Source organism: Rivularia sp. PCC 7116 (genome assembly GCF_000316665.1).
In the GTDB taxonomy this organism is placed as follows: Bacteria; Cyanobacteriota; Cyanobacteriia; order Cyanobacteriales; family Nostocaceae; genus Rivularia.
The window spans coordinates 8,538,326-8,559,375 of the sequence record NC_019678.1 but is presented as its reverse complement, the minus strand read 5'-3'; the positions used below and the strand labels follow the sequence as shown (position 1 = coordinate 8,559,375).

The following is a 21,050-nucleotide window of genomic DNA, read 5'->3' as shown; positions in this document are numbered from 1 at the left end:
TGAAAACCGCTATATATTTTTTGGACTTTTATTTAATAAATACGGCAATTAGCTAAATTACTACAGGTGCATGGTTTCCCGAAAAAATCGCAGATCCGAAAACCGATGTCGCTATTATGTCCGACGGGAAGCCCAGCGTCGTGGTTGGGATTTGCGCTATGTCGGTAGCGGTGGGGATGTTCTCGAAGAGCAAGAAATTGAAGCTTATTTTGCTGATGTTGGACTTAAAGGCGATCGCCCCGATTTTCTTTTCTGTTTGGCTGGAAACCCTACCATCATAGTCGAGGCAAAGAATCAAGCCGGAAAGCTAAAACAAGCGCAAAAACAAGCCCAAGATTACGCTAACAAAATTAATGCGGCAGGCAAATATAAGATTAAATTAGCAGTTGCTGCTGCTGGAGAAGAAGATAAGGGATTTGAAATTAGTGTATCTTTTCTAACTAATCAGGGATGGACTGCTCTCACCTCAAATAAATTTGCTTTAACTACTTTTCCATCTATAGCAGAAGTTGAGACTGCATTAAAAGCAGAAGATGGTTCGACAACGGTAAGCGTACCTTCACAAGCAGAGTTTGTTGATGCAGCCATTGAAACCAGTCGCATTCTCCGCACGGCAAAAATTGAAGCTCCACTTCGCCCTAAAGTAATTGGTGCTGTAGTGCTGGCAATGTATGAGGGGCAAATTGATAATACAGCTTCTCATGTATTGCAGTCAGTCAACGAGTTAGTCAAAAGTGCAATTGATAGCCTACAGCAACAGTCGCAACTAAGCAGAGAAAGACTTAAAGATGCATTGCGCTTATCCGGTGCAGATTTCAATCGTCTGGCACCGTATATAGGTAGAATTGTCAACACATTAAACCGGCTTAACGTTCGTTCGGTAATTCAAACAGATGCCGATTTTTTAGGAATGTTCTACGAAGCTTTCTTGCGTTATGGCTATGATAATAATGCTCTGGGTATTGTATTTACACCGCGACATATCACCCGCATGTGTGTAGACTTAATTCAAGTCAGCGTCAGAGATAAAGTTATTGATATTTCTGCTGGTACGGGTGGCTTTCTAGTTTCTGCTTTTGATGCCATGAAGCAAAAAGTTCGTAGTGCGGCGGAAATGGAAAAAGTCAAAGATTCAATCATGGGCTTCGATACAAATCCTACAGTTTGGGCGCTTTCAGTTCTAAATATGCTGTTTCGGGGAGATGGCAAGAGTCATATTTACAACGAAAGCTGCTTTGACGACGATGCTTTTGCAGCTATTCATCGTAAATGTACTAGAGCATTTCTTAACCCACCCTTTTCTCAAGATGAAGAACCAGAATACCTATTTATTGATAGAGCAATGGAAGCTTTAGAACCAGGTGGATTAATGGCAGTAGTAGTATACGCTGGTATATTTGCTGACAAAGACCATAATTTATGGCGACAGCGCTTCTTACTCAAACATAAACTGCTTGCTATTATCAGCCTTCCCGAAGACTTGTTTTATCCAACAGCAGCACCAAGTTCGATTATGATTGCTGAAGCTCATGTTCCCCTTGCCAAAACCGATAGAGTTTTCATGGCTAGAATTTGGAATGATGGATACGAGAAACTTAAAGGCAAGCGAGTTGAACGCAGCGGCAATCAAATTGATGAAGTGGTAAGTCAATTTCATGCCTTTATGCAGGGTAAACCCGTGACTTCTGAATTAGTAACTACCATCGGAGGAGCCGACATCCTTCCATGACTAATATTGAATGGAGTCCCCAACGATGGCTAACCCAGCCAAAAATTTCACAAAATGAATTTGAATGCTTGCGAAGTGAAGCAATGCGCGGCATTTTTGAAGCTGTAACTTTGATACCACACCTTGCTGACGTAGTTATTGAAGATTTCGGGGTTGTAAATAACGATGTTGATGACAAATTACCATACGGCACGTGCGGCGAATTATCCAAATACTTCCATATTGAAAACGGACGCTCCAAAGGTGAAAAAAATTACATAGAAGGTACAACACCTTATATCAGTAGCGGTGACTCAACCAACAGCATTATTAGTTTGATAGATCCAATTCCAGAAGAATTGTTTGAAGCAGGCATTACTATTACAGCTTTTGGAAAAGTAGCATTACAGCCCTGGGCATTTATGGCAAGAGGTAACGGCGGCAGTTCGGTGCGGGTTTTGTTACCCAAATACAACATGAGCCTTAATGAATTGCTGTGGTTTGTAGCGCAGATAAACAGGCAAAGATGGCGTTTTTTCTATGCTCGGATGGCAATTAAAGAACGTATTGCCAATCTAGAAGTAACTGCACCTTCCCAAGCATTACTAGATTCAGGTAAAACCTTATTTGAGCGAGTCAGAATATTTCGCGAGCAGCTTGAAGACTTTGTAAACTTCCCTTCTCCTTAACAAGGAGGTGCCGGAGGCGGGGTGAGGTTCATCGGTGTTGAAAATAGTCCAAAATGTTAGCTTTAATAAAGGTTTATCAACAACAACAGATATCCCATGTACGCCGTAATTTCCCCTCAAGATATTCAACTTCCCCCAGGAACAGTAGTAAGAATGCCCGCAACCTGGGAAGATTATTGTAAACTGCGCGATAGCCGTGGGGATGGCTCTATTCCCAGAATTAAGTATCGTAACGGCGAAATTTTACTCATGAGTCCTTTACCCAGACACGGACGTGAAGCCCATTTGCTCGCTAGAATTGTTGAAACTTTGTCAGATAGCGAAAACCGCAATTACGAAGCCTTCACTCCCATTACAATGGATATCCCCGAAGAAGGGGGAATTGAACCAGACTACTGTTTTTATATAGATAACTGGCAAGCTGCTGTGGGTAAAGATAGGATTAACTGGCAAATCGATCCACCCCCCGATTTAGTAATTGAAATTGATGTTACTTCCTATACTGCCGCCGAGGATTTTCTACCTTATAAAGTTCCAGAAGTTTGGTTGTTTAAAAAAAGCGGTTTGAGTATTTATGGTTTATCTAAGGATAAATATCAACAGCAATCGTTTAGTAAGTATTTTCCAGAAGTTGATTTGTCCGGGATTATTAATCAAGTATTGAAAGTTGCATCCGAGCAAGGTACTGGGGTTGCGATTAGGGGTTTAAGGGAGCGTTTGGTTGAGGAATTATAAGAAATATAATATGGAAAATTTATTCAGCAATTTAACATTAAATATATTTAGATTTTTGCAAAAAAGATTCACTGGAGTAAGATATGACGAAAACCCGTAGCTTTACAGTCATTGTATATAAAGAAGATGATATGTACATTGCTGAATGTCCGGAAGTTGGTACGGTAGATCAAGGTGAAACCATTGAAAAAGCAGTTGCTGGAGTTAAAGAAGCAACGCGACTTTATCTTGAAGAATTTCCTTTACCTAAAGCTAATCCTAGGTTTATAACTAGCATTGAGGTTAGTTGTGCCTAAATTACCACGAATCTCAAGTAAAGAAGCGATTCGGGCTTTAGAACGTTTAGGGTTTGAGCAAGTTCGTCAAACAGGTAGTCATGTTGTAATGAAGAAAGCCACAGAAGAAGGAGAAATCGGCTGCGTTGTTCCAATGCATAATGAACTCAAAGTTGGGACATTGAGCGGTATTCTCAAACAAGCACTAGTCACTCGTGAAGAGTTTATTGAAAATCTATAAGGCATAGAAATCCACTGTAGCCATACCTATTTAGTTTACCGTTTAATAACTTAGCTATAACTGTAATTTAATATTGTTCTGCAAGGGTTCAAGTGTTAACCACCTCAAATGAAATTATAATTTTTTGAGCAAGGCTCTCAGTGCGTTTTAAGTGATATCTTGCACCATTCTCAGCAACTACCTTGGAATAAATTCCCAGGCTCATAAACAAAGTCGCCTAAAGACGACTCAGTAAGTCTTTTAGTGCGTTTTAACGCACTTTATATATCAGCCTTGTAAGCCGGAGGCTTTCTCGCAGAGAAATTGATTTCAAGGCGGGATATGTATCTTAATAAGAATGGTGCAAAAAGTAGTATTTTATTTATCCTCAACTCTCCATCAACATCAACCTTCCTGCTTCCAACCTCACATACCAAGGAAAACTCCGCTCTTTAATACAAACCCATTTTTCTTTATAAATTTCCACCTGCAAATCGTAATCTTCAAAATCCCTCGCAGGATAATTCAACTTCAAATAAACACTAACTCTATGTTGAGTTTCGCTAATATCGGCAACCCAACAAGGAAAGGTATTTTCTTGATTACTATCTGTGGAAAATCTCAAGTGATGAGCGCGTATTCCCAAATATTTCACATTATTAGGAATCGGTTCTACTACCGTCAAATTACAGTTCCAATCCAAAGCTTTTACTGTCCGATTATCGACAATTTCAGCACGAGAAATATTTTTACATTCGGTTACTTTGGCAACGATTAAATTTGGCGATCGCTCAAAAATATTTTCCTTGGTATCGTTAGCAATAACTTTCCCTTGGGACATCACCATAATATTGCTACTAACTCGATAAGCTTCTTCTAATTTATGGGTAATAAATAAAGTGGCACCTTGATAAGAGGAAAGCACTTTTCTGAGCAATTTTTCAATTTGATTTCGCAAATAAGTATCGAGTGCTGAAAGCGGCTCATCTAATAATATTGCTTCTGGTTCAATTACTAAAGCTCTCGCGAGAGCGACTCTTTGCTGTTGCCCCCCCGATATTTGATGCGGGTAACGATTTTCTAAATCTTGCAACTGCATCATATCAATATATTGCCGCACTTTAGATATGCGTTCGTTTTTTGGTAATTCTTGCAAACCAAAGGCGATATTTTGGGCTACAGTCATATGAGGAAATAAAGCATAGTTTTGGAACAGAAAACCAATACGACGCTTACGACTAGGAAGGTTAATTTTGCGTTTGGCATCAAATAAAACTCTTCCATTTAAGACTATTCTTCCCCTCCAGGGTTTTTCTAATCCCGCAATACACCGCAAAGTCATACTTTTACCGGAGCCGGAAGCACCTAATAATCCTAAAGTGTTTCTATCTGCGGTAAAGTTAACTTGCAATTGAAAGCTTTTTAAATTCTTTTCGATGTTAACTATCAATTCTTTTCTACAGTTAATAGAAGATTTTTGCATAGACGAAGAATATAACATATCTTGCGAAAATACTTCACGTTTACAAACCTCTTCCTGCAAGAAAGTAGCGCTATCAAAAGCCAAAACCCCACCTGCATCAATTCCCCCAATCCCTAACCCACGCAGGCGGGTTTTTCCAGCGAAGCTGTGATGTTCAAAAGCTAGGGATTTATTTATTTCTCGTTTATTCTCAAAAAAACTAACATCTTCAAACTGACCAAAAATCACAAAATTGATTAAGCTTCTAATTAAATTCGCACTTCCATCTCTATTTTTAGAAATACGTTGCGATTCATCCCAAAGGTGAATCGTAGCAATTACAGCTAAAGAAATTGCCACCATTATTAACACCCAAATCAAAGCTTTTTGCATATCACCGGCTTCAGCAGCGAAAAAAATCGCGATTGGCATTGTTTGAGTTTTACCAGGTATACTGCCAGCTAACATTAAAGTTGCACCAAATTCACCCAAAGCTCTGGCAAAAGCCAAAATTGTCCCTGCTGCAATTCCCGGTAAAGCTAATGGTAAAAGGATTAACCAAAATATTTTCAACTCGGAACTTCCCAAGGTACGAGCGCAATTAATTAAATCATTATCAATATGCTCAAAAGAGCTTAATACAGTTTTATACATCAAAGGAAAAGCAACTACAGTTGATGTAATTACAGTTGCTTGCCACGAAAAGATAACGTTAATTTCTAAGTTGATTAACAATTTTCCTACCGGGCTGTTAATGCCAAATAGCAGCAGTAAGACAAACCCAACTACAGTAGGAGGTAGCACCAAAGGAAGAGTTAAAATACCATCGATTATTCCTTTAGCTTTACCCTTATATTGCTTCATCCAGCCTGCTGCGGCAATCCCTGCGAAAAAAGCAAATAAAGTTGCAACTGTTGCCGTTTTCAAAGAAATCCATAAGGGAGATAAATCAAATTCCATACGCAGAAACTAAACCAATTTTGGATTTTATATATTGCTAAAACTTCAAAGTTTGGAAGATATACTTGGTAAATATAAATTTATAAAATAAAAGCTATATCATGATATCAATGAAAATCAACCAGCAATTTGAAAACCATACTTATTAAAAGTATCTTTAGCAGGATTGCTAAATAAAAATTGAATAAACTCTTTAGCTGCTTCTGGGTTTTTGGTACGTTTAATTGCTGCTACGGGATAAATAATTGCTTTATGATTATTTTCTGATGCAGTAGCTACAATCTTGATTTTTTTGGAAATTTTGGCATCAGTAGCATAGACAATCCCAGCATCAACATTACCCAATTCAACATAAGCTAATACTTGGCGAACATCTTTAGCGAATACAGTTTTGGGTTTGATTTGTTCGTAAATCTTCAGACTACTTAAAACTTGTTTAGCATATTGTCCGGCAGGTACGCTTTCTGGTTCTCCAATCGAAAATCTTTTGATATTGGGATTTGTTAACTCTTGAAAATTAGAGACGTTATTAATATTATCTTTTTTCGGTACAATTAAGACAACATTATTTTTTAATAAGTCCTTGCGACTTCCTGAAAGTAAAATATTTTTCTTATCTAGCTCATCCATAAATCTCTCATTTGCCGATATAAAAATATCGACTGGTGCCCCTTGTTTAATCTGCTGCGTTAAGGTGCCACTACTAGCGAAGTTGTAAGTAATTTTAGTATTTGGATATTCTTCTTGATAAACTTTTGCTACTTCCTTGAGCGCATCTTGCATACTTGCAGCAGCGGATACAGTTAACTCTATAGCTTGTGAATTCGTAGTTGATGTAACTTGATTGCAACCAACTATTGTCAAAAACGAAATCAGTACCCAGCTAATTAAAGTAACAAAAGGTGTTTTATTCATTTATTATCTTGATTTAATTCTTGCTAGGGAAGAATAATTATGAATTATGCAGCTAATTGATACTTATATATAAATACGATTTTTTATTCTGTAACACGGATAACTGACATTCTGTCAGTAATATCATGTCTGGTAAAACTAACAACTAGACAAACATCCCTCTCCTTAATAAGGAGAGGGAACGAGGGTGAGGTTCTCATTTGCATTACATTAAAAACCAATCAAAAAATAGAGACAGAAAATCCGTCTCCACAAATACTTTCTAATATTGATATTGGTTTTGGTTACTGATAACTGCTCACTGCTCACCGTCAACTGTAAACGTACCCACACTATCTTGAAGACGCTGGGAAATTTCCACAGTTTTTTGCAGTGAATTGGAAACTTGTTCGGAAGAAACTGTAGTGCGCTGGGAAATATCGGCAATATCTTTCATTAATTGACTAACTTCTTGAGAAGTCTTTACTTGAGACGCAGTAGCTTCGGAAATCGATTTTACTAAAGTATCTATTTGATGCGAAACCTGTAAGATCTGATTCAAGGAATGCTTCGCACCTTCAACAACGCGAGTTCCTTCGACTACCTGAGAAACACCAACTTCCATCGATTCTACTAATTCGCCGGTTTCTCGCTGGATATTTTCTACTACTTGCTCAATTTCTTTAGTAGCGGAAGCACTTCTGGCTGCAAGTTCCCCAACTTCTTCAGCAACTACCGCAAAACCTTGTCCTTCTTCACCCGCACGGGCTGCTTCGATTCCTGCATTAATTGCCAGCAGGTTAGTTTGCATGGAAATTTGGTTAATTAAGGCTACTACTCGACTAATCTCTTGAGTTGATTCACCCAAACGTTTTACTTTCTTAGCCGTATCGCCAACAGTTTCTCGCAAATGGACAATATTTTCTACCGTTAAATCCATCGCTTTACCGCTTTGTGCGGCTGTGCTAGCAGCAGAGTTAGCAACTACAGCAGCTTCATGAGCATTTTGCGCTACTACTTTCATCGAAGAATTCATGCTATCGACAGCATTCAAAGTATGGCTGATTTCCGAAGATTGGGTTTTAGCTTCTTGTGCTAATTTGCTAATTGCGTTGGAGTTATAACCCAGAGAATCATTAACTTGAGAAGCAGATGTTTTAACTTCGGTAACAATTTCTCGCAAACTTTCAACAATTGAGTTAAAGAAATCAGCAACGGTACCAATTTCTCCTTCGATTACATCGGCACGTACAGTTAAATCGCCAGATGCAGCACCTTCGATATCTTGTAAAAGCTCTAAAAGCTGCATTTGCAACCTTTCTTTTTCTTCTCTTTCCTGCTCGGAACTAATTTCTGCTGTTTTACGTTTTTGCTGAATTTGTTGTAAAAGCTCTGCTTGTTCTAAAGCATAGCCAGTTTGAATTGCTGCTTGTCTAAACAAGTTGATTTCTATTTCTTCCCAAGAGCGCGTACCAGCACAATCATGAGCAGCAAATAAACCATAAAGCTTGTTATTAACAAAAACTGGTGCTAACAAAAACGCTTTGACATCTAAATCTTTTAGCTGCTGCAAGTAAGATTCACTCAAGCGCAAATCCTGAATATTTTCTACTGCTTTAATAGTGCCAAATTCGTATTCGTCGGGGTATTCTTTTACCTGATAGGGGTCATCAACTTTTTTACCCAATACAGCATTTAAAGTATAGTCTGATGATTCAGCAACTATCTCACCAAAGGACTCATGTAAGCGGTAAAAAACAACTCGATTTACCCGTAAAGTTTCTTGGGTACTTGTTACTAATGTTCTGAGAATTGCCTCTGCGTCCAGAGTTTCTCGAATAGTACTAGTAATTTGAGTTAATTTTACGGCAGTCTTTGTTTCTATCTCTTGACGGCGAGTTTGTTCGTTAATTTTATCAGCCATCGTGTTAAAACTGACAGCTAAATCGCCAATTTCATCACTAGCAAAAACCTCCGCACGAGAAGCGCGATCGCCGTTTGCAAATTTTAGTGCTGTTTCTTGCAGGTTTTCGATGGGATGAATCATTGCTCGACGTAAAATTACAGCCCAAAAACCAATCAATAACAATGCAATTAATACCGTTAAAGCTTGTTGCAACAAACTTTGTGTCAGTAGATTATTTAAAGATGTTTCTGGAGTTCCCCGGACTAAAATAGCTGGAGATTGTTCTGAATAAACAACTTTTCGTCCCTCTGCTTCTTCAATAATTTGATTGGGAACGGCTTTGGCTGCAACCGTATAATTCATTCCTCCAAGGTTGACACGTTTGGTAAGTACTTTACCTTCAGCTTTTGCTGCTGCTTCTAGTAGAGATTTAGCTGAAGGAGGCAAAGGTAGATTAGGTGTAGCTCGATTAATATTACCTTCAGGATTATTTTTCAGAGATGCAGCTAAATCAAATGTTCCAGCTTGGTTTAAATAAACAGCGCTGTAACCACCATCAAAAGCTTCCAATGTTCCTTTAACAATCGCATCTTTGCCGTTAACGATATCCCCAGAAATCAATGCACCAATCACTTCCTGGGTTTGAGGATTCTTTACAGGGGTAACAGTATATCTAATTAAAGCATCTTGGTTGCTAAAATCTTCTGGTAGAGGTGGATTTTCTTGACTTAATTCCGAAGCTTGAACAATCCTACTAGCTTTAATTTGTTGAGCATCCTGCAACACCCGATTGACTAACCCATCTAAATCAAAAGTCTCACCCGCTCTGTCAGAATTAGCGTTGACAATAATTCTTGCATCTTTATCTACTAAAGTTGCATATTCTATATTTCTAGCTTTGATTTCATTCTGTAAAATTTGCTTGACAGAAGCTCTTAAGTTTCCATCTAAAGCACGATTGGAATCACTCAAAACTGCTGCCCTAATAATTGCAGCATTATCTGATTGCCCCCGAAAACCAAAGCCCATTTGGTTGATTTTAATATTGTAATTAATATCCGATACCGCAACTTCTGACTTGGCTTGTTCGAGCAATTGATTCCGCAAACCTTGAGTAATAATTAAGGTGCCTCCAATACCTATTCCTAAAATAGATACCAATTGACAGAAGATTAAAGCAAACAATTGTTTGCGGCTAATGGGTAAGTTATAAAACTTTTTTAGCCAAGGATTTTGCGTCTTTGAGGTAATTGTTTTTACTTGTTTAGTTTGTGGGGATATTTTAGAAGTATAATTCATTGCTTTATTTGAGGTTTTGGTCGGGGAAATATCCGAAACTATTGAGTGATTTTTATAACTAAAGTATTTAAGTGCAAACTGCATAATCAGAATTATGCTTGTTCGTTTAAAACGTATTTTTAATAATCTTTAACCTAAACTTAACTATTTAATGTGCTGTCTATATTTACCTATTAGTCTGAATCAGGTTTAACTTTTATCCAGTTCAAAAAATCTAGTATTACTATTAAACCAAGAAAAGTCATTAAATGATGATTTCTCTATTACATGATTCAAATACATTTTTGAATCAAAAGTTTGTAATTGGGAAAATTGGCTTTAAGAAAATATCTCAGAATATTTTAAATTACCTTAGTTTTCATAATAAATTTACAATATTATATTTAAAATCTATGTATATCAAGCAACTCAGTTTATCTAATTACGTCAACAATTATTAAGAATAAGTATTGATGTTAAATTGCTTAACTTTGTTAACAATTATTATGCCTCAAGTATCAAGCATATAGCTGTAAGTTTGCTTTGAAGATTTAAGATATTAAGGTAAATTTTGTGACAAGAGTATTTATGGATTTAAAATTGAATTAAATTCAGTTCAGTATCTTTTTAGACTTTTGTCTTGTTGCGTTATTTCAGTTTAAAAGTTTTATTACAGAGTAGTTTTGCCTATTTTTATACTAGTCAGGTAAAATTATTTACTTTACTGCTGATTGTCAGATATACTCTTACGTTGTTTATTTTGAGGTAGGTTTCGTTTATGTAGCCCCACTTTTCTATAGTTAGGGCTATTAATGATTTTATAAGTCAATTCAAAACCCCCAGTTTCACATTTGAAAAGGGGGTTATGGCTAGTTATTTGAATATTAAGCTGTCACAGTTTGAAATAATATCTTTTCCACTGACATTGGTGCGGGATAAAAATATGGGCGAAAAAAGCTCTGCGTTCCTTTGTCTTGAAAAGTTGCTCATGGGGGAGACCCCCCAAGACCGCACTTTATGTCCTTCGGACACGCTCCGCGAACGCTGCGCTCAACTCCGCGTTACTTTGCGTTTAAAATATATAATTCCGATACAAACTGATTTAATATAAAATAAAAAACGGAGTTATGAATTGATTGATTAAAATACAATTCATAACTCATGCAATCCTATCATTGACCTGTATTTGCTTCAGCAATGGGAAAAATAATATCGTCCAAAGTTCGCAGCAATTCTTGTTCGTTGTAAGGTTTGGAGAAGTAAGCTCGCGCCCCTAATTGCATTGCTAATTGTCGATGTTTGTCGCTACTACGAGAAGTAAGCATTGCAACGGGTATATTTTTCAAGTCGTTGTTAGATTTTACTCTACCTAAAAAGCCGTAACCATCTACACGAGGCATTTCAATATCGCAAATTACAGCCTGTACGCTCAAACCAGTTTGAAGTTTTTCTAGAGCATCTTGCCCATCTTTTGCTTGTTCTACTAAATAACCACCTTTTTCTAAGGTTAATGCTAAGAATCGGCGGACGTTAATTGAATCATCTACGATTAAAATCGTCCCCTTACCCTTACTAACATGTTCTACAACTTGTTCCTCGGTTTGATTTAAGAAAGCTGTTTTTAACCTTGTTGATGGTAGTTGATTGTTTTTAGGAGTGCGTTCGTTAGAAGCTATCGAGTAAAGCAATTCTCCGACGTTAACTAAAGCTACTACCCTTCCATCACCAAGAATCGTGCAGTTATTGAAGCCATCGGGTAAAGGTATATCACCTTCAACACGACGAATTGCAACTTCCATTTCTCCCCAACAACGATCAATTTTTATTGCTACAGATTGATTGTTATTTTTCACAATTAACACGCTAGTAGCATTAATTGCTGGGGGAGTTTCTAAATCTGGGTTGTCGTAACGAGGACAGTTGAACTGTAAATAATCAGCAAGTCCAATCAAAGGTAAAGTTTTTCCTTGCCAATTGAGAACTTCCCCACCACCTACCGGGAAAACTTGTTCTTGATCGAGTAAGAATATTTCTTCTACTACGTCCGTAGGAAAAGCTAGTAACATTCTGCTGCTTTCTACCAATAGCACTCGGGAAACCGAGAGCGTGAAAGGCATTGACAGCGTAAAGGTGGTTCCGACTCCCGGTTCGGTATCAACTTTGATATCTCCCCGAACTTGTCTAAGATTGTTACGAACCACATCCATTCCGACACCACGACCAGATAATGCTGTAACTTGGTCGGATGTAGTAAACCCAGGCTCAAAAATTAACGATAAAATTTCTTCGTCAGTAGCTTGATTAATCAAAGACTCATCTAGCCCCATTCCGATGGCGCGATCGCGAATTTTATCTAGGGAAATACCTTTACCATCATCGCGCATGGTAATTATGGTGCGATTGGAACGGTTTGCAGCTTTGATTTCAATTAAACCTTGCTCTGGTTTACCTTGCTGCTTTCTAGCTTCGGGGCTTTCAATCCCGTGATCGAAAGCATTTCTGAGCAAGTGCATCAAAGGGTCATTTAAAGCTTCTAAAATACTCCTCTCAATCAGAATTTTAGCGCCTTCTAATTTTAGTTGAGCATTTTTACCGTATTCTACACATAAATCCCGTAAAGCTCTGGGAAAACGGTCGGTTAGATCCGATAGCGGACGCATCCGCACTTGAGTCAGCTTGCGCTGTAATTGTTTTGAAGTTTTATTTAATTTTCGCGAAATATTATCTGTGTCATCAAGACTAATTTGAACGTCAGTTGTTACCTCTTGCACCATGACGATGGTTTCCATCACTTCCTGGGAAAGCAGGTTCAACTCGTTGTAGCGATCCATTTCCAAAGCATCAAATTCATTGTTAATGCTATCGGAATCATAACTTTCGCTACTATCAATCTTTGCAGCTTCTGCTGGAACCAAAGCAAGAGTTGGAATTTGTGATTTTACAGAAGTCTGGGTAGAGATTTTATCGTAAGCAGTACGCAAGTGTTGATTTTCACGCTCAAGAACCTGTACCCTTTGTCCGAGATTGCGAACTAGTTTACGCAATCTTTCCATCTGCAAGTTTAGTCCGTTACGTTGAATAATTAGTTCGCCAAACAAATCGTTGATTTCTTCGAGTTGTTTGGTAGGAACCCGGACTGTATTTTCTACCGATTCGCTGTTCCGAACTGCAGCTGGTTCGGGTTTGCGTTCGACATATGTTTGGTAATCGGTAGCAGGAATTTCTTGAGTGCTTGCAGGTGTATGTACCTCCACTTCATCAAACTCAGGTGTAGCACTTTCCTGAGCAAAAGCAGCTTCTAAAGCTTCAAAATCTGCCGAAATTACATCATCAACAAGCCAATCTTCTTCTGAAGTTTCTTCTACGACTTCTATTTCTTCTGCTTGCTGTATCTGTAGTGCTTCTTCTACTTGAATTGGTAATGGAGAATCCGGTTCTAAGTCTACTGGTACTGCAACTTCATCGAAGTTCGTCTCACCCAATTCCAACTCGGTAGGTAAGCTTTCCATCTGAGAAGTTAAAACCAAAGCTTGAGAACGCCTCCAGCCAGCAAGGGCTGCATTCGCAATTTCTGCAACTTGCTCCTGCGGCGCAACTTCCAACCGATCTTGAACCGATTGGCAAAAGCTGCTAAAAGCTTCCAATTGCAGCATTTCACCCAAACCAGCCAATTCTGCTGCCATAATGGCAACTTCTTCCTTTAAACAAGGTTGTTCGCTATCGGCTACTACGGACTCCAAACGCTGCAAGCAGCCTTCTACTTCAGTTTCAAACAGCAAAGGGACGATATCTTGTCCATCTTCAGGAGATAGCATTGAGGAAGCATCTTCTGGACTCGGATCGCCCAAACGCTGGTGCAACTCGTCAAAAACTGGGTAACAGAAGCTTGCTAACCACTGCTCTTCTAATTCATGCCCTTCTGAATGTAGTTCTACTATTTGCCGCAGCCAGTCAACTCCGGAAAGAAGTAAACTCTGTAGCTGAGTATCTATTTCTAAAGAGCTTTTTCTGGTTTTGAGAACTTTGAACGAATCTTCCAGACGGTGGGCTAAATCGCTTAAGGAGCGAAATCCCATCATTGCCGCTCCTCCTTTAATGGAATGAGCAGCTCGCAGCGCGGCGTTTATCTTTTCCAAATCGATGCGATTGCTGGTGTCGATTTCTAGCAACACTCCTTCAATCGTATTGAGGTAGTCGCTAGCTTCTTCCAGAAACTGCATCTGGATTTCCAATTCTTTGTCCTGTGACATATTATTTGTCCCTAGCCATTAGTCATCAGTAATTAGTTATTAGTTATCAGTCCTTAGTCACTCTCGAATTTTGGATTTGCGATTTCGAGGACACTGCATCGGGCGGTGAGTCAAGGAAAGGGAGTGTCGGTTTCCGGAGCCGAAAAGCACCAGCCCGAAGAAGTTTCCCGACATTACGGCAAGTGTCCGGGATTTTGAGTTATCCCCATGAATAATTTTGGGTGCTTGCTGATTTTACGATCTGGGAAGTTTGTCATATCCCAATAAATTTAGTTAGGAGCATATTCTTCAAAATCCAAAATCCCAAATCTAAAGTCGGTTTAGTTCTTAGTTATTTATAACCACAAACTTTTTAGCTAGTAACCAATTACTCTTAACTGACCTTAAATGTACCGACACTATCTTGTAATTGTTGGGAAATTGCAACGGTTTGTTGCAACGATTCGGAAACTTGACGAGAAGAAGTACTAGTACGCTGTGAAACAGCAGCAATTTCTTTCATCAAAACGCTAACCTGATGAGATGTCTCAACACCGCGATTTGTTGTTGTAGAAATCGACTGTACCAAGTCATCTATTTGGCGTGAAACCTCTAGAATTTGACTTAATGACAGCTTAGCATCTTCCACAATGTGCGTCCCTTCCACTACCTGCGATACTCCTACTTCCATTGCTTGTACAACATCAGTTGTTTCTCGCTGGATATTTTCTACAATTTGTTCAATTTCGTTAGTAGCCGCAGCGCTTCTTGCTGCTAATTCACCGACTTCTTCAGCTACTACGGCGAAGCCTTGCCCTTCTTCACCGGCTCTCGCTGCTTCAATTCCAGCATTAATTGCTAATAAGTTGGTTTGCATCGAAATTTGGTTAATCAATGCTACTACGCGAGAAATTTGTTGCGTGGATTCACCCAAACGTTTAACTTTTTTCGCAGTTTCACCTACAGTTTCTCGCAAACCCAAGATGTTCTGTACCGTTAATTCCATCGCTTGTCCAGAATTAGCTGCGGTACTTCTAGCAGTATTAGCAATTGTGGCAGCTTCTTGAGCATTTTGGGCGACTGCCTGCATTGATTGAGTCATTTCATCGACAGCATCCAAAGTACTAGTAATTTCGGCTGCCTGAGAAAGCGCTGCTTCGGCTAACTCGCTAATTGCACCAGAGTTATCACCAATAGCTTGGTTCACTTTTGTTGCTGAGGTTTGAACTTGAGTCACGATGTCGCGCAAACTTTCCACAATTGAGTTGAAAAAGTCGGCAACCGTACCGATATCTCCAGCAGTAACGTCAGCCCGTACCGTCAAATCGCCCTGTGCCGCACCTTCTACTTCACTAAGCAACTCAATCAACTGCATTTGCAGTTCTTCTTTTTGATTTCTTTCGTCTTCAGAATCAGTTTGAGCTAATTGCCGTGCTTTCTCAACTTCCTCTAACAATCTGGCTTGTTCTAAAGCAAAACCAATTTGAGTTGCTAATTGCTTAAACAGATCAATTTCCTGTTGCTGCCATTCTCGCGGAGCTTCACAATTATGAGCAATCAATAAACCGATTAAATTATCTTGACTCAAAATTGGTGCGACTAAATTAGCTTTGACTGCAAACTGTTCCAACGTTTTGACGTAGCAGTCGGCTTTCTTTAAACCAGCATCATCGTAAATATTCGCAATTGCCCGCACGCGACCATTTTTGTACATTTGTACTTGACGCTCGCGGAAACAAGGATCTTCGATGTAAGCTCCTTTCATTTTAGGGAATCCGGCGCTTACTGATTCCGAAACTACAGTTCCATCCCAAGTTTCGGGATTAAATTCGTAAATCACAACTCTATCGGTTTTTAGCGCTTGACGAATTTCTCGAACTGCCGTTTTGTAAATATCCTCTAATTTGAGGCTTCTACGGATACGTAGGGTAATATCTGCTTTTAGCTTTTCTCTTTCAGCTTCAGCTTCTTGTTCTTTCACCAAAAGTTGTAGTTGGGATGCCATTTGATTGATGTTGGCATTTAAAAGCCCCATTTCATCTTCAGTTTCTACATTCAAGCGGGTATCAAATTGACCTTTACCCAATTTTGCAACCGCTCGTGTAGCATCTAGAATTGGCTGTGTAGCGCGTTTCGCCAACCAAGCAGCGATAAATGCCACAGCTATCGCTGTTAATATTGTTCCTACAGCAATAGTCAACAGCAAATTTGTTCGCGGTGCAAAGGCAGTTGCACCATTAGCTGCTAAAACCACATCCCAACCTAAATCTTGAAAGCCTTGTATTTGAATTTGTTGCGGTGATGGTGCGTAGCTGGGCAACTTGGCATCTTTAAATGATTTTCCAATTGCTTCCTGCTTCGCACTCAAAAAGATTTTATCTTCAGCGTCTTCAACATAATATGTTTCACCAGCATTAGCGTAGTTCTGAGCAACACTACTCAAAGCTTTAATAGGCATCTGGGCTACAACCACTGAAGTAACTTGCTCGCTTGAAGAATTCTGGATTGGAGCCGCAATGTAAATATTAAAGTTATTGTTAGACGTAGGAATCGGTTGACTGATAAAAGCTTTGCGATTTTTTATAGCATTCTGAAAATAATTTAAATCACCTTGTGAGCTAAAGCTACTTCCTTGGGATTGAACAATTGCATCCCCATTCAAATTAAAAACTCCAATACCGTCATATTCCTTATAGGTATTGACGTAATTATTTAATACAGCTCTTTGCTGGGCAGTTTGATTGTTGATAGTTGGCAAATTAATAGCTATTACTTGAATATCTTGATACCGTTGAGACATAAAACGGTTGATTCCATTCGCCAAAGCCTTTGTATCAGCCTCTTGTGCCTTAGAAACCTTGCCTTGCAAAGATTGACTTGCAGCAATCAAAGCACCCATACCAATTACCAAAACTGGAACTGTCACCATTGCGATCGCGGCAATAGTCGTTTTGGTACTCAAGCTCAATCTTTTGAATCGAGCCATTAAAGCATTGGAGGAAACATTGCCGCTATTTCCTACAGTCATTTGAGTAGAGGATAGTTGTATTGCATTATCAGTCTTACTAGCAGATGAAATAAGTGATGCCCTATCTTGAGCATCACCACTCTTAGCCGAATCAGTTTTATTAAGCATAAATTAATTGCCCCGGAGTGGTAAATTATTACACTAAAAATCCATCAAATTTGTATTACACCCTACTCACTGCGGAGATTAGAAGAATGCACTATGGCATGTGCATCTAATACCAGTAATATTTCTTTTTCCTGAACAATACATCCGCGTAAATAAGGAACTAAACTAGATGCAACCTGCCCAACAGGAGAACCAATTTCATCACTGTTAAACCTCAGCGTGCCAATAATCTCATGCACTACCAAACCCAAAACCATCGATTCAGTCCGAACAATTATTACGCTGTATTGTCGGGGGCGATTCTGCGGGGATTGTAAATTGAGTATCTTAGGTAAGTCAACTACCCAAACGATACTACTTCGCCAATTCATTAATCCCAAAATACCGAAAGGCATATTGGGCATAGCCGTTACCGACTCTACCGACACAACCATCGCTTCTTGTGTCTGCTTCATTGACAAAATAGCAGGAGTCCGGGGATTGACAAAAAACTTAAGATACCCATCTCCTAAGTTATTTTGATCTCGATCCCGTATATTGGCTAATGTGATACTTGAATTATTCATGGATTCATATTGCTACTGATTTAATGGCACGTAAAAGTTCTTCACGAGTATAAGGCTTCGTAACATAGTAATCAGCCCCCTGCCTCATTGCCCATAAACGATCGATTTCTTGATTCTTTGAACTACAAATAACTATAGGAACTTTTTGAGTATCTGGATTTTTTTTCAAAGAACGACAAAGTTCAAAACCACTCATTCCCGGCATTACTACATCAGTAATAATTGCATCAGGTTTTTCGGATTCTAATTTTTCTAATGCTTCAGTTCCACCTGTAGCCTTTATTACTTTATATCCGCTTTCATTTAAAAAATGACTTATCAATTCCAATTCACTAGGAGAATCTTCTACGACTAAAATGGTTCCGAGTAAAGTAAGACTCATCTTCATATATCCTAAGATAGTTTAATCAACATCTATTAAATTAGGTTACTATTATTCGCGGTAAATATTGATATCTTAACTAATATGTTTGAAGACTACTTTTAACAACTCTGATTGTGTAAAAGGTTTAGTCAAGTAACCAGAAGCCCGCACCATCTTTGCTTTAGCTCGATCTATAAACCCAGTCCTCCCAGTTACCATAACAATAGGAATATCTTTAAAAGCCGAATGTCTTCGTAATAAAGAACACAGCTCGTAGCCATCCAAATTTGGCATTTCTACATCCAATAAAATTAAGTCTGGTTTACTACGAAGTATCTGCATCAAGGCTTTTACAGGATCGTTAATCATAACAACAGAGAAATTATCTTCATCTAAAAAACGTTGAATAGATTTCAAGATAGTTAAACTATCATCAATACAGGCAACTGTATATAATCGTTCTTTTGTGTTTTTTGAAATATTTGTATTGTTGTTATCTTGACTATTGCTAACGGTTGATAAATCTATTTGTTTGGGTAATTGTTTTTCAACCTCCGGCAATGGTTTAACTTTTCTAGGTAGTTCCGTCGCATTATCAACGACAGGTGGAACTGTTGGCGACGTATCTTGTTGTTGATTAACTCGACGATTCCTTAACTTTTTTTGAACACTTTCTATTAAGGAACGTAAATCTAAATAACAAAATGAAGGTAGATTTGACAGAGCATGTTCGCTTCTGAATTCGTAACTCCCTTCTTTTATTTTAAGGAAGGATTGCAAAACTTCTTTTGCTAATTCATTTATTAAAGTTTCTGCTTGAGGATAAGTAATATAGTCCCCATCAACTAACCAGCAAATTGCTTGATAATCCGCTTGAGAAATTGGTTCATCCTCATTTTTTTTCTCAAAAATCATCCGCATTTGCACCCGCGCAGAACTATTGAGAGTTGGGATTTGCTGGTTCAATCGTCGCAAATAAGTATCAAGCCGTTCAAATAAGCTTTCCGAACAAGAAGCATAGATAAGTTTACCTTCTTCCATGTAGATAGACCAAGAATTAAACTTAGTAAATACTCTTAAGCAACCTGTAGCACGACGACTGCTAATTTGTGCTAATAAAGATAGCGGATGAAGTTTCTGAAATAATTTGTAACTATCTATTGGTGTTGTACTCATCTTGCTGTTACCACTATTACATTCGATTTAATTCAGTCAAGCTGTTACAGATTTTTCTCGTTATCCCAAAAAAACTATTTATATCTATTAGTGATAAATAAAACCATACATTTTGTTTAGATATCTAGCATTAGCTTGGCAGATAAAAGCTTATTGATAGTTTAATTGTTTTCTATATTTGACTTATAGCAATACAGCTTACTTGTACTGAGACTAACAGAGATTCTTTGATAACAAGTAAAAAAAGTATGAAGACTACTTAAAGGTACTAAGTATTTTCCTTTCATGAACCTAATTATTAAACAAAAATTGTAGCTCTAAATCGTATATTTAAATATATTTTAAGTATTACCACCTAAGTATAATACAGCTATTTGATGAGAGTGTATAGTCGTAATTCTAATAGCTGACTTGTTGAATTAGCAGGACTACTTGTATAAAATATATCTATTATGTTCTCTTTTAAACTTTGAAACCTATTTAAAATTGTTCTTTAACACTAAGCATTACAGCCTTTATATTAGAGGAGCTATCAGTAAATATAAAGTTTAACTTTATACATTATAAAAATTTATATTGTTTGGTTTGCCTACTTTAATTTATTTATAGAGTTAATTACGAACATCGACAGGTAAAATATTACGAAGATTCGCCAATAGTGATAGATTAAATTTTAATTAAGAGAATTAGTTTTAGTTGATTTGTGTCTGTGTTTATAAAGCTTATCCGATCGCCTAAATACCTAACTTGCTAGTTATAAATATACATCTATCTTAAGTAAGAAAAGGTTGTGAAAGTCTGTTATGCCATTTATGGGAATATTTATTTACTGCATATTAAACTTCCGAGGAAAAATAATATTTATTGAAACTATGGTTAAAAAATAATCTTTTCTATCGACATTTTTTGCTTTTGTCTAATTCAGACATTCAAATCCATGCTAAAAATGACTACTCTAATTTTCTGTTAGAAAGTTCGCATATCAGGTAATCAAAAATCAAATTATTTGACTCAAGATACTCCCGCGATTATATGGAAATTCTATTTGGATTTTGCAAGAAATGTAGGTTAGGCTTTCTTTTAGTGTAGATTTTACCCTAATATTATTGTTCCTGTTAGCGCTACGTAAGGCAGCAAAAATAGGTTTTTCAATCAAATCGCATTCTTATAGCTTTAGCTTTACGCAATTCTAGTAATGTCGAATAATTACCGAAAAATTATAGGTGCTTGTTGGGCTTCATTAAAGTTATCGAAAATTGGTCAGACTTATCCAAAATCCACTTGTTAAACAAGTCAACTCGGATGCTTTTTGGCGGCTTAACCCAATATCTTGGGTGAAAATAAGATTATTTAAGCCGCCAAAAAGCGAAGTCGGACCAATTTTGGACAGGTTTTTTCCAAGGGCAAGGAAGCAATACAAAATGCTGAGTAGCTCTGAGAAGCACTTTGGAT

Annotated in this window: 13 protein-coding genes; 5 read left to right on the top strand and 8 right to left on the bottom strand. The window is 37.9% G+C overall.

What is annotated here, in order from left to right; all coding sequences use genetic code 11:
- Window positions 1–70 precede the first annotated feature (70 nt).
- The 5 genes from RIV7116_RS32810 (at window position 71) to RIV7116_RS32790 (ending at window position 3,648) form a co-directional block, all read left to right on the top strand.
- Window positions 71–1,729, top strand: coding sequence for an N-6 DNA methylase (locus RIV7116_RS32810; protein ID WP_015122659.1), 1,659 nt, complete (start codon window positions 71–73; stop codon window positions 1,727–1,729).
- Window positions 1,726–2,397 (top strand): hypothetical protein, encoded by a 672-nt coding sequence (locus RIV7116_RS32805; protein WP_015122658.1) that lies wholly within the window; start codon window positions 1,726–1,728, stop codon window positions 2,395–2,397. The genes RIV7116_RS32810 and RIV7116_RS32805 overlap by 4 nt, the downstream gene beginning before the upstream one ends.
- Window positions 2,398–2,493: 96 nt before the next feature.
- Window positions 2,494–3,132: a Uma2 family endonuclease gene (locus tag RIV7116_RS32800; RefSeq protein WP_015122657.1), complete on the top strand. Its 639-nt coding sequence runs from the start codon at window positions 2,494–2,496 to the stop codon at window positions 3,130–3,132.
- 83 nt (window positions 3,133–3,215) lie between these two features.
- A complete protein-coding gene (locus tag RIV7116_RS32795; protein ID WP_015122656.1) occupies window positions 3,216–3,428 on the top strand; it encodes a type II toxin-antitoxin system HicB family antitoxin in 213 nt (70 codons plus the stop codon).
- Window positions 3,421–3,648, top strand: coding sequence for a type II toxin-antitoxin system HicA family toxin (locus RIV7116_RS32790; protein ID WP_015122655.1), 228 nt, complete (start codon window positions 3,421–3,423; stop codon window positions 3,646–3,648). Before RIV7116_RS32795 ends, RIV7116_RS32790 begins: the two co-directional genes overlap by 8 nt.
- Window positions 3,649–4,015: 367 nt before the next feature.
- On the opposite strand, the gene modB is transcribed toward RIV7116_RS32790, so the two are convergent.
- The 8 genes from modB to RIV7116_RS32750 all read right to left on the bottom strand — a co-directional run bounded on the left by modB (window position 4,016) and on the right by RIV7116_RS32750 (window position 19,598).
- Window positions 4,016–6,049, bottom strand: a complete 2,034-nt coding sequence (gene modB, locus RIV7116_RS32785) for a molybdate ABC transporter permease subunit (RefSeq protein ID WP_015122654.1) — start codon at window positions 6,047–6,049, stop codon at window positions 4,016–4,018.
- 117 nt (window positions 6,050–6,166) lie between these two features.
- Window positions 6,167–6,964: a molybdate ABC transporter substrate-binding protein gene (modA, locus tag RIV7116_RS32780; protein WP_015122653.1), complete on the bottom strand. Its 798-nt coding sequence runs from the start codon at window positions 6,962–6,964 to the stop codon at window positions 6,167–6,169.
- 298 nt (window positions 6,965–7,262) lie between these two features.
- Entirely contained in the window at window positions 7,263–10,232 is a 2,970-nt protein-coding gene (locus RIV7116_RS32775) for a methyl-accepting chemotaxis protein (protein ID WP_015122652.1), read from the bottom strand.
- Window positions 10,233–11,299: 1,067 nt separating this feature from the next.
- Window positions 11,300–14,377, bottom strand: a complete 3,078-nt coding sequence (locus tag RIV7116_RS32770; RefSeq protein WP_015122649.1) for a response regulator — start codon at window positions 14,375–14,377, stop codon at window positions 11,300–11,302.
- 373 nt (window positions 14,378–14,750) lie between these two features.
- Window positions 14,751–17,492, bottom strand: coding sequence for a methyl-accepting chemotaxis protein (locus tag RIV7116_RS32765; RefSeq protein WP_015122648.1), 2,742 nt, complete (start codon window positions 17,490–17,492; stop codon window positions 14,751–14,753).
- 62 nt (window positions 17,493–17,554) lie between these two features.
- Window positions 17,555–18,058, bottom strand: coding sequence for a chemotaxis protein CheW (locus RIV7116_RS32760; protein WP_015122647.1), 504 nt, complete (start codon window positions 18,056–18,058; stop codon window positions 17,555–17,557).
- Window positions 18,059–18,062: 4 nt separating this feature from the next.
- On the bottom strand, window positions 18,063–18,440 hold the full coding sequence (locus RIV7116_RS32755) for a PleD family two-component system response regulator (RefSeq protein WP_015122646.1): 378 nt from the start codon (window positions 18,438–18,440) through the stop codon (window positions 18,063–18,065).
- A gap of 75 nt (window positions 18,441–18,515) precedes the next feature.
- Window positions 18,516–19,598: a response regulator gene (locus tag RIV7116_RS32750; protein ID WP_015122645.1), complete on the bottom strand. Its 1,083-nt coding sequence runs from the start codon at window positions 19,596–19,598 to the stop codon at window positions 18,516–18,518.
- Between the last annotated feature and the right edge of the window lie 1,452 nt (window positions 19,599–21,050).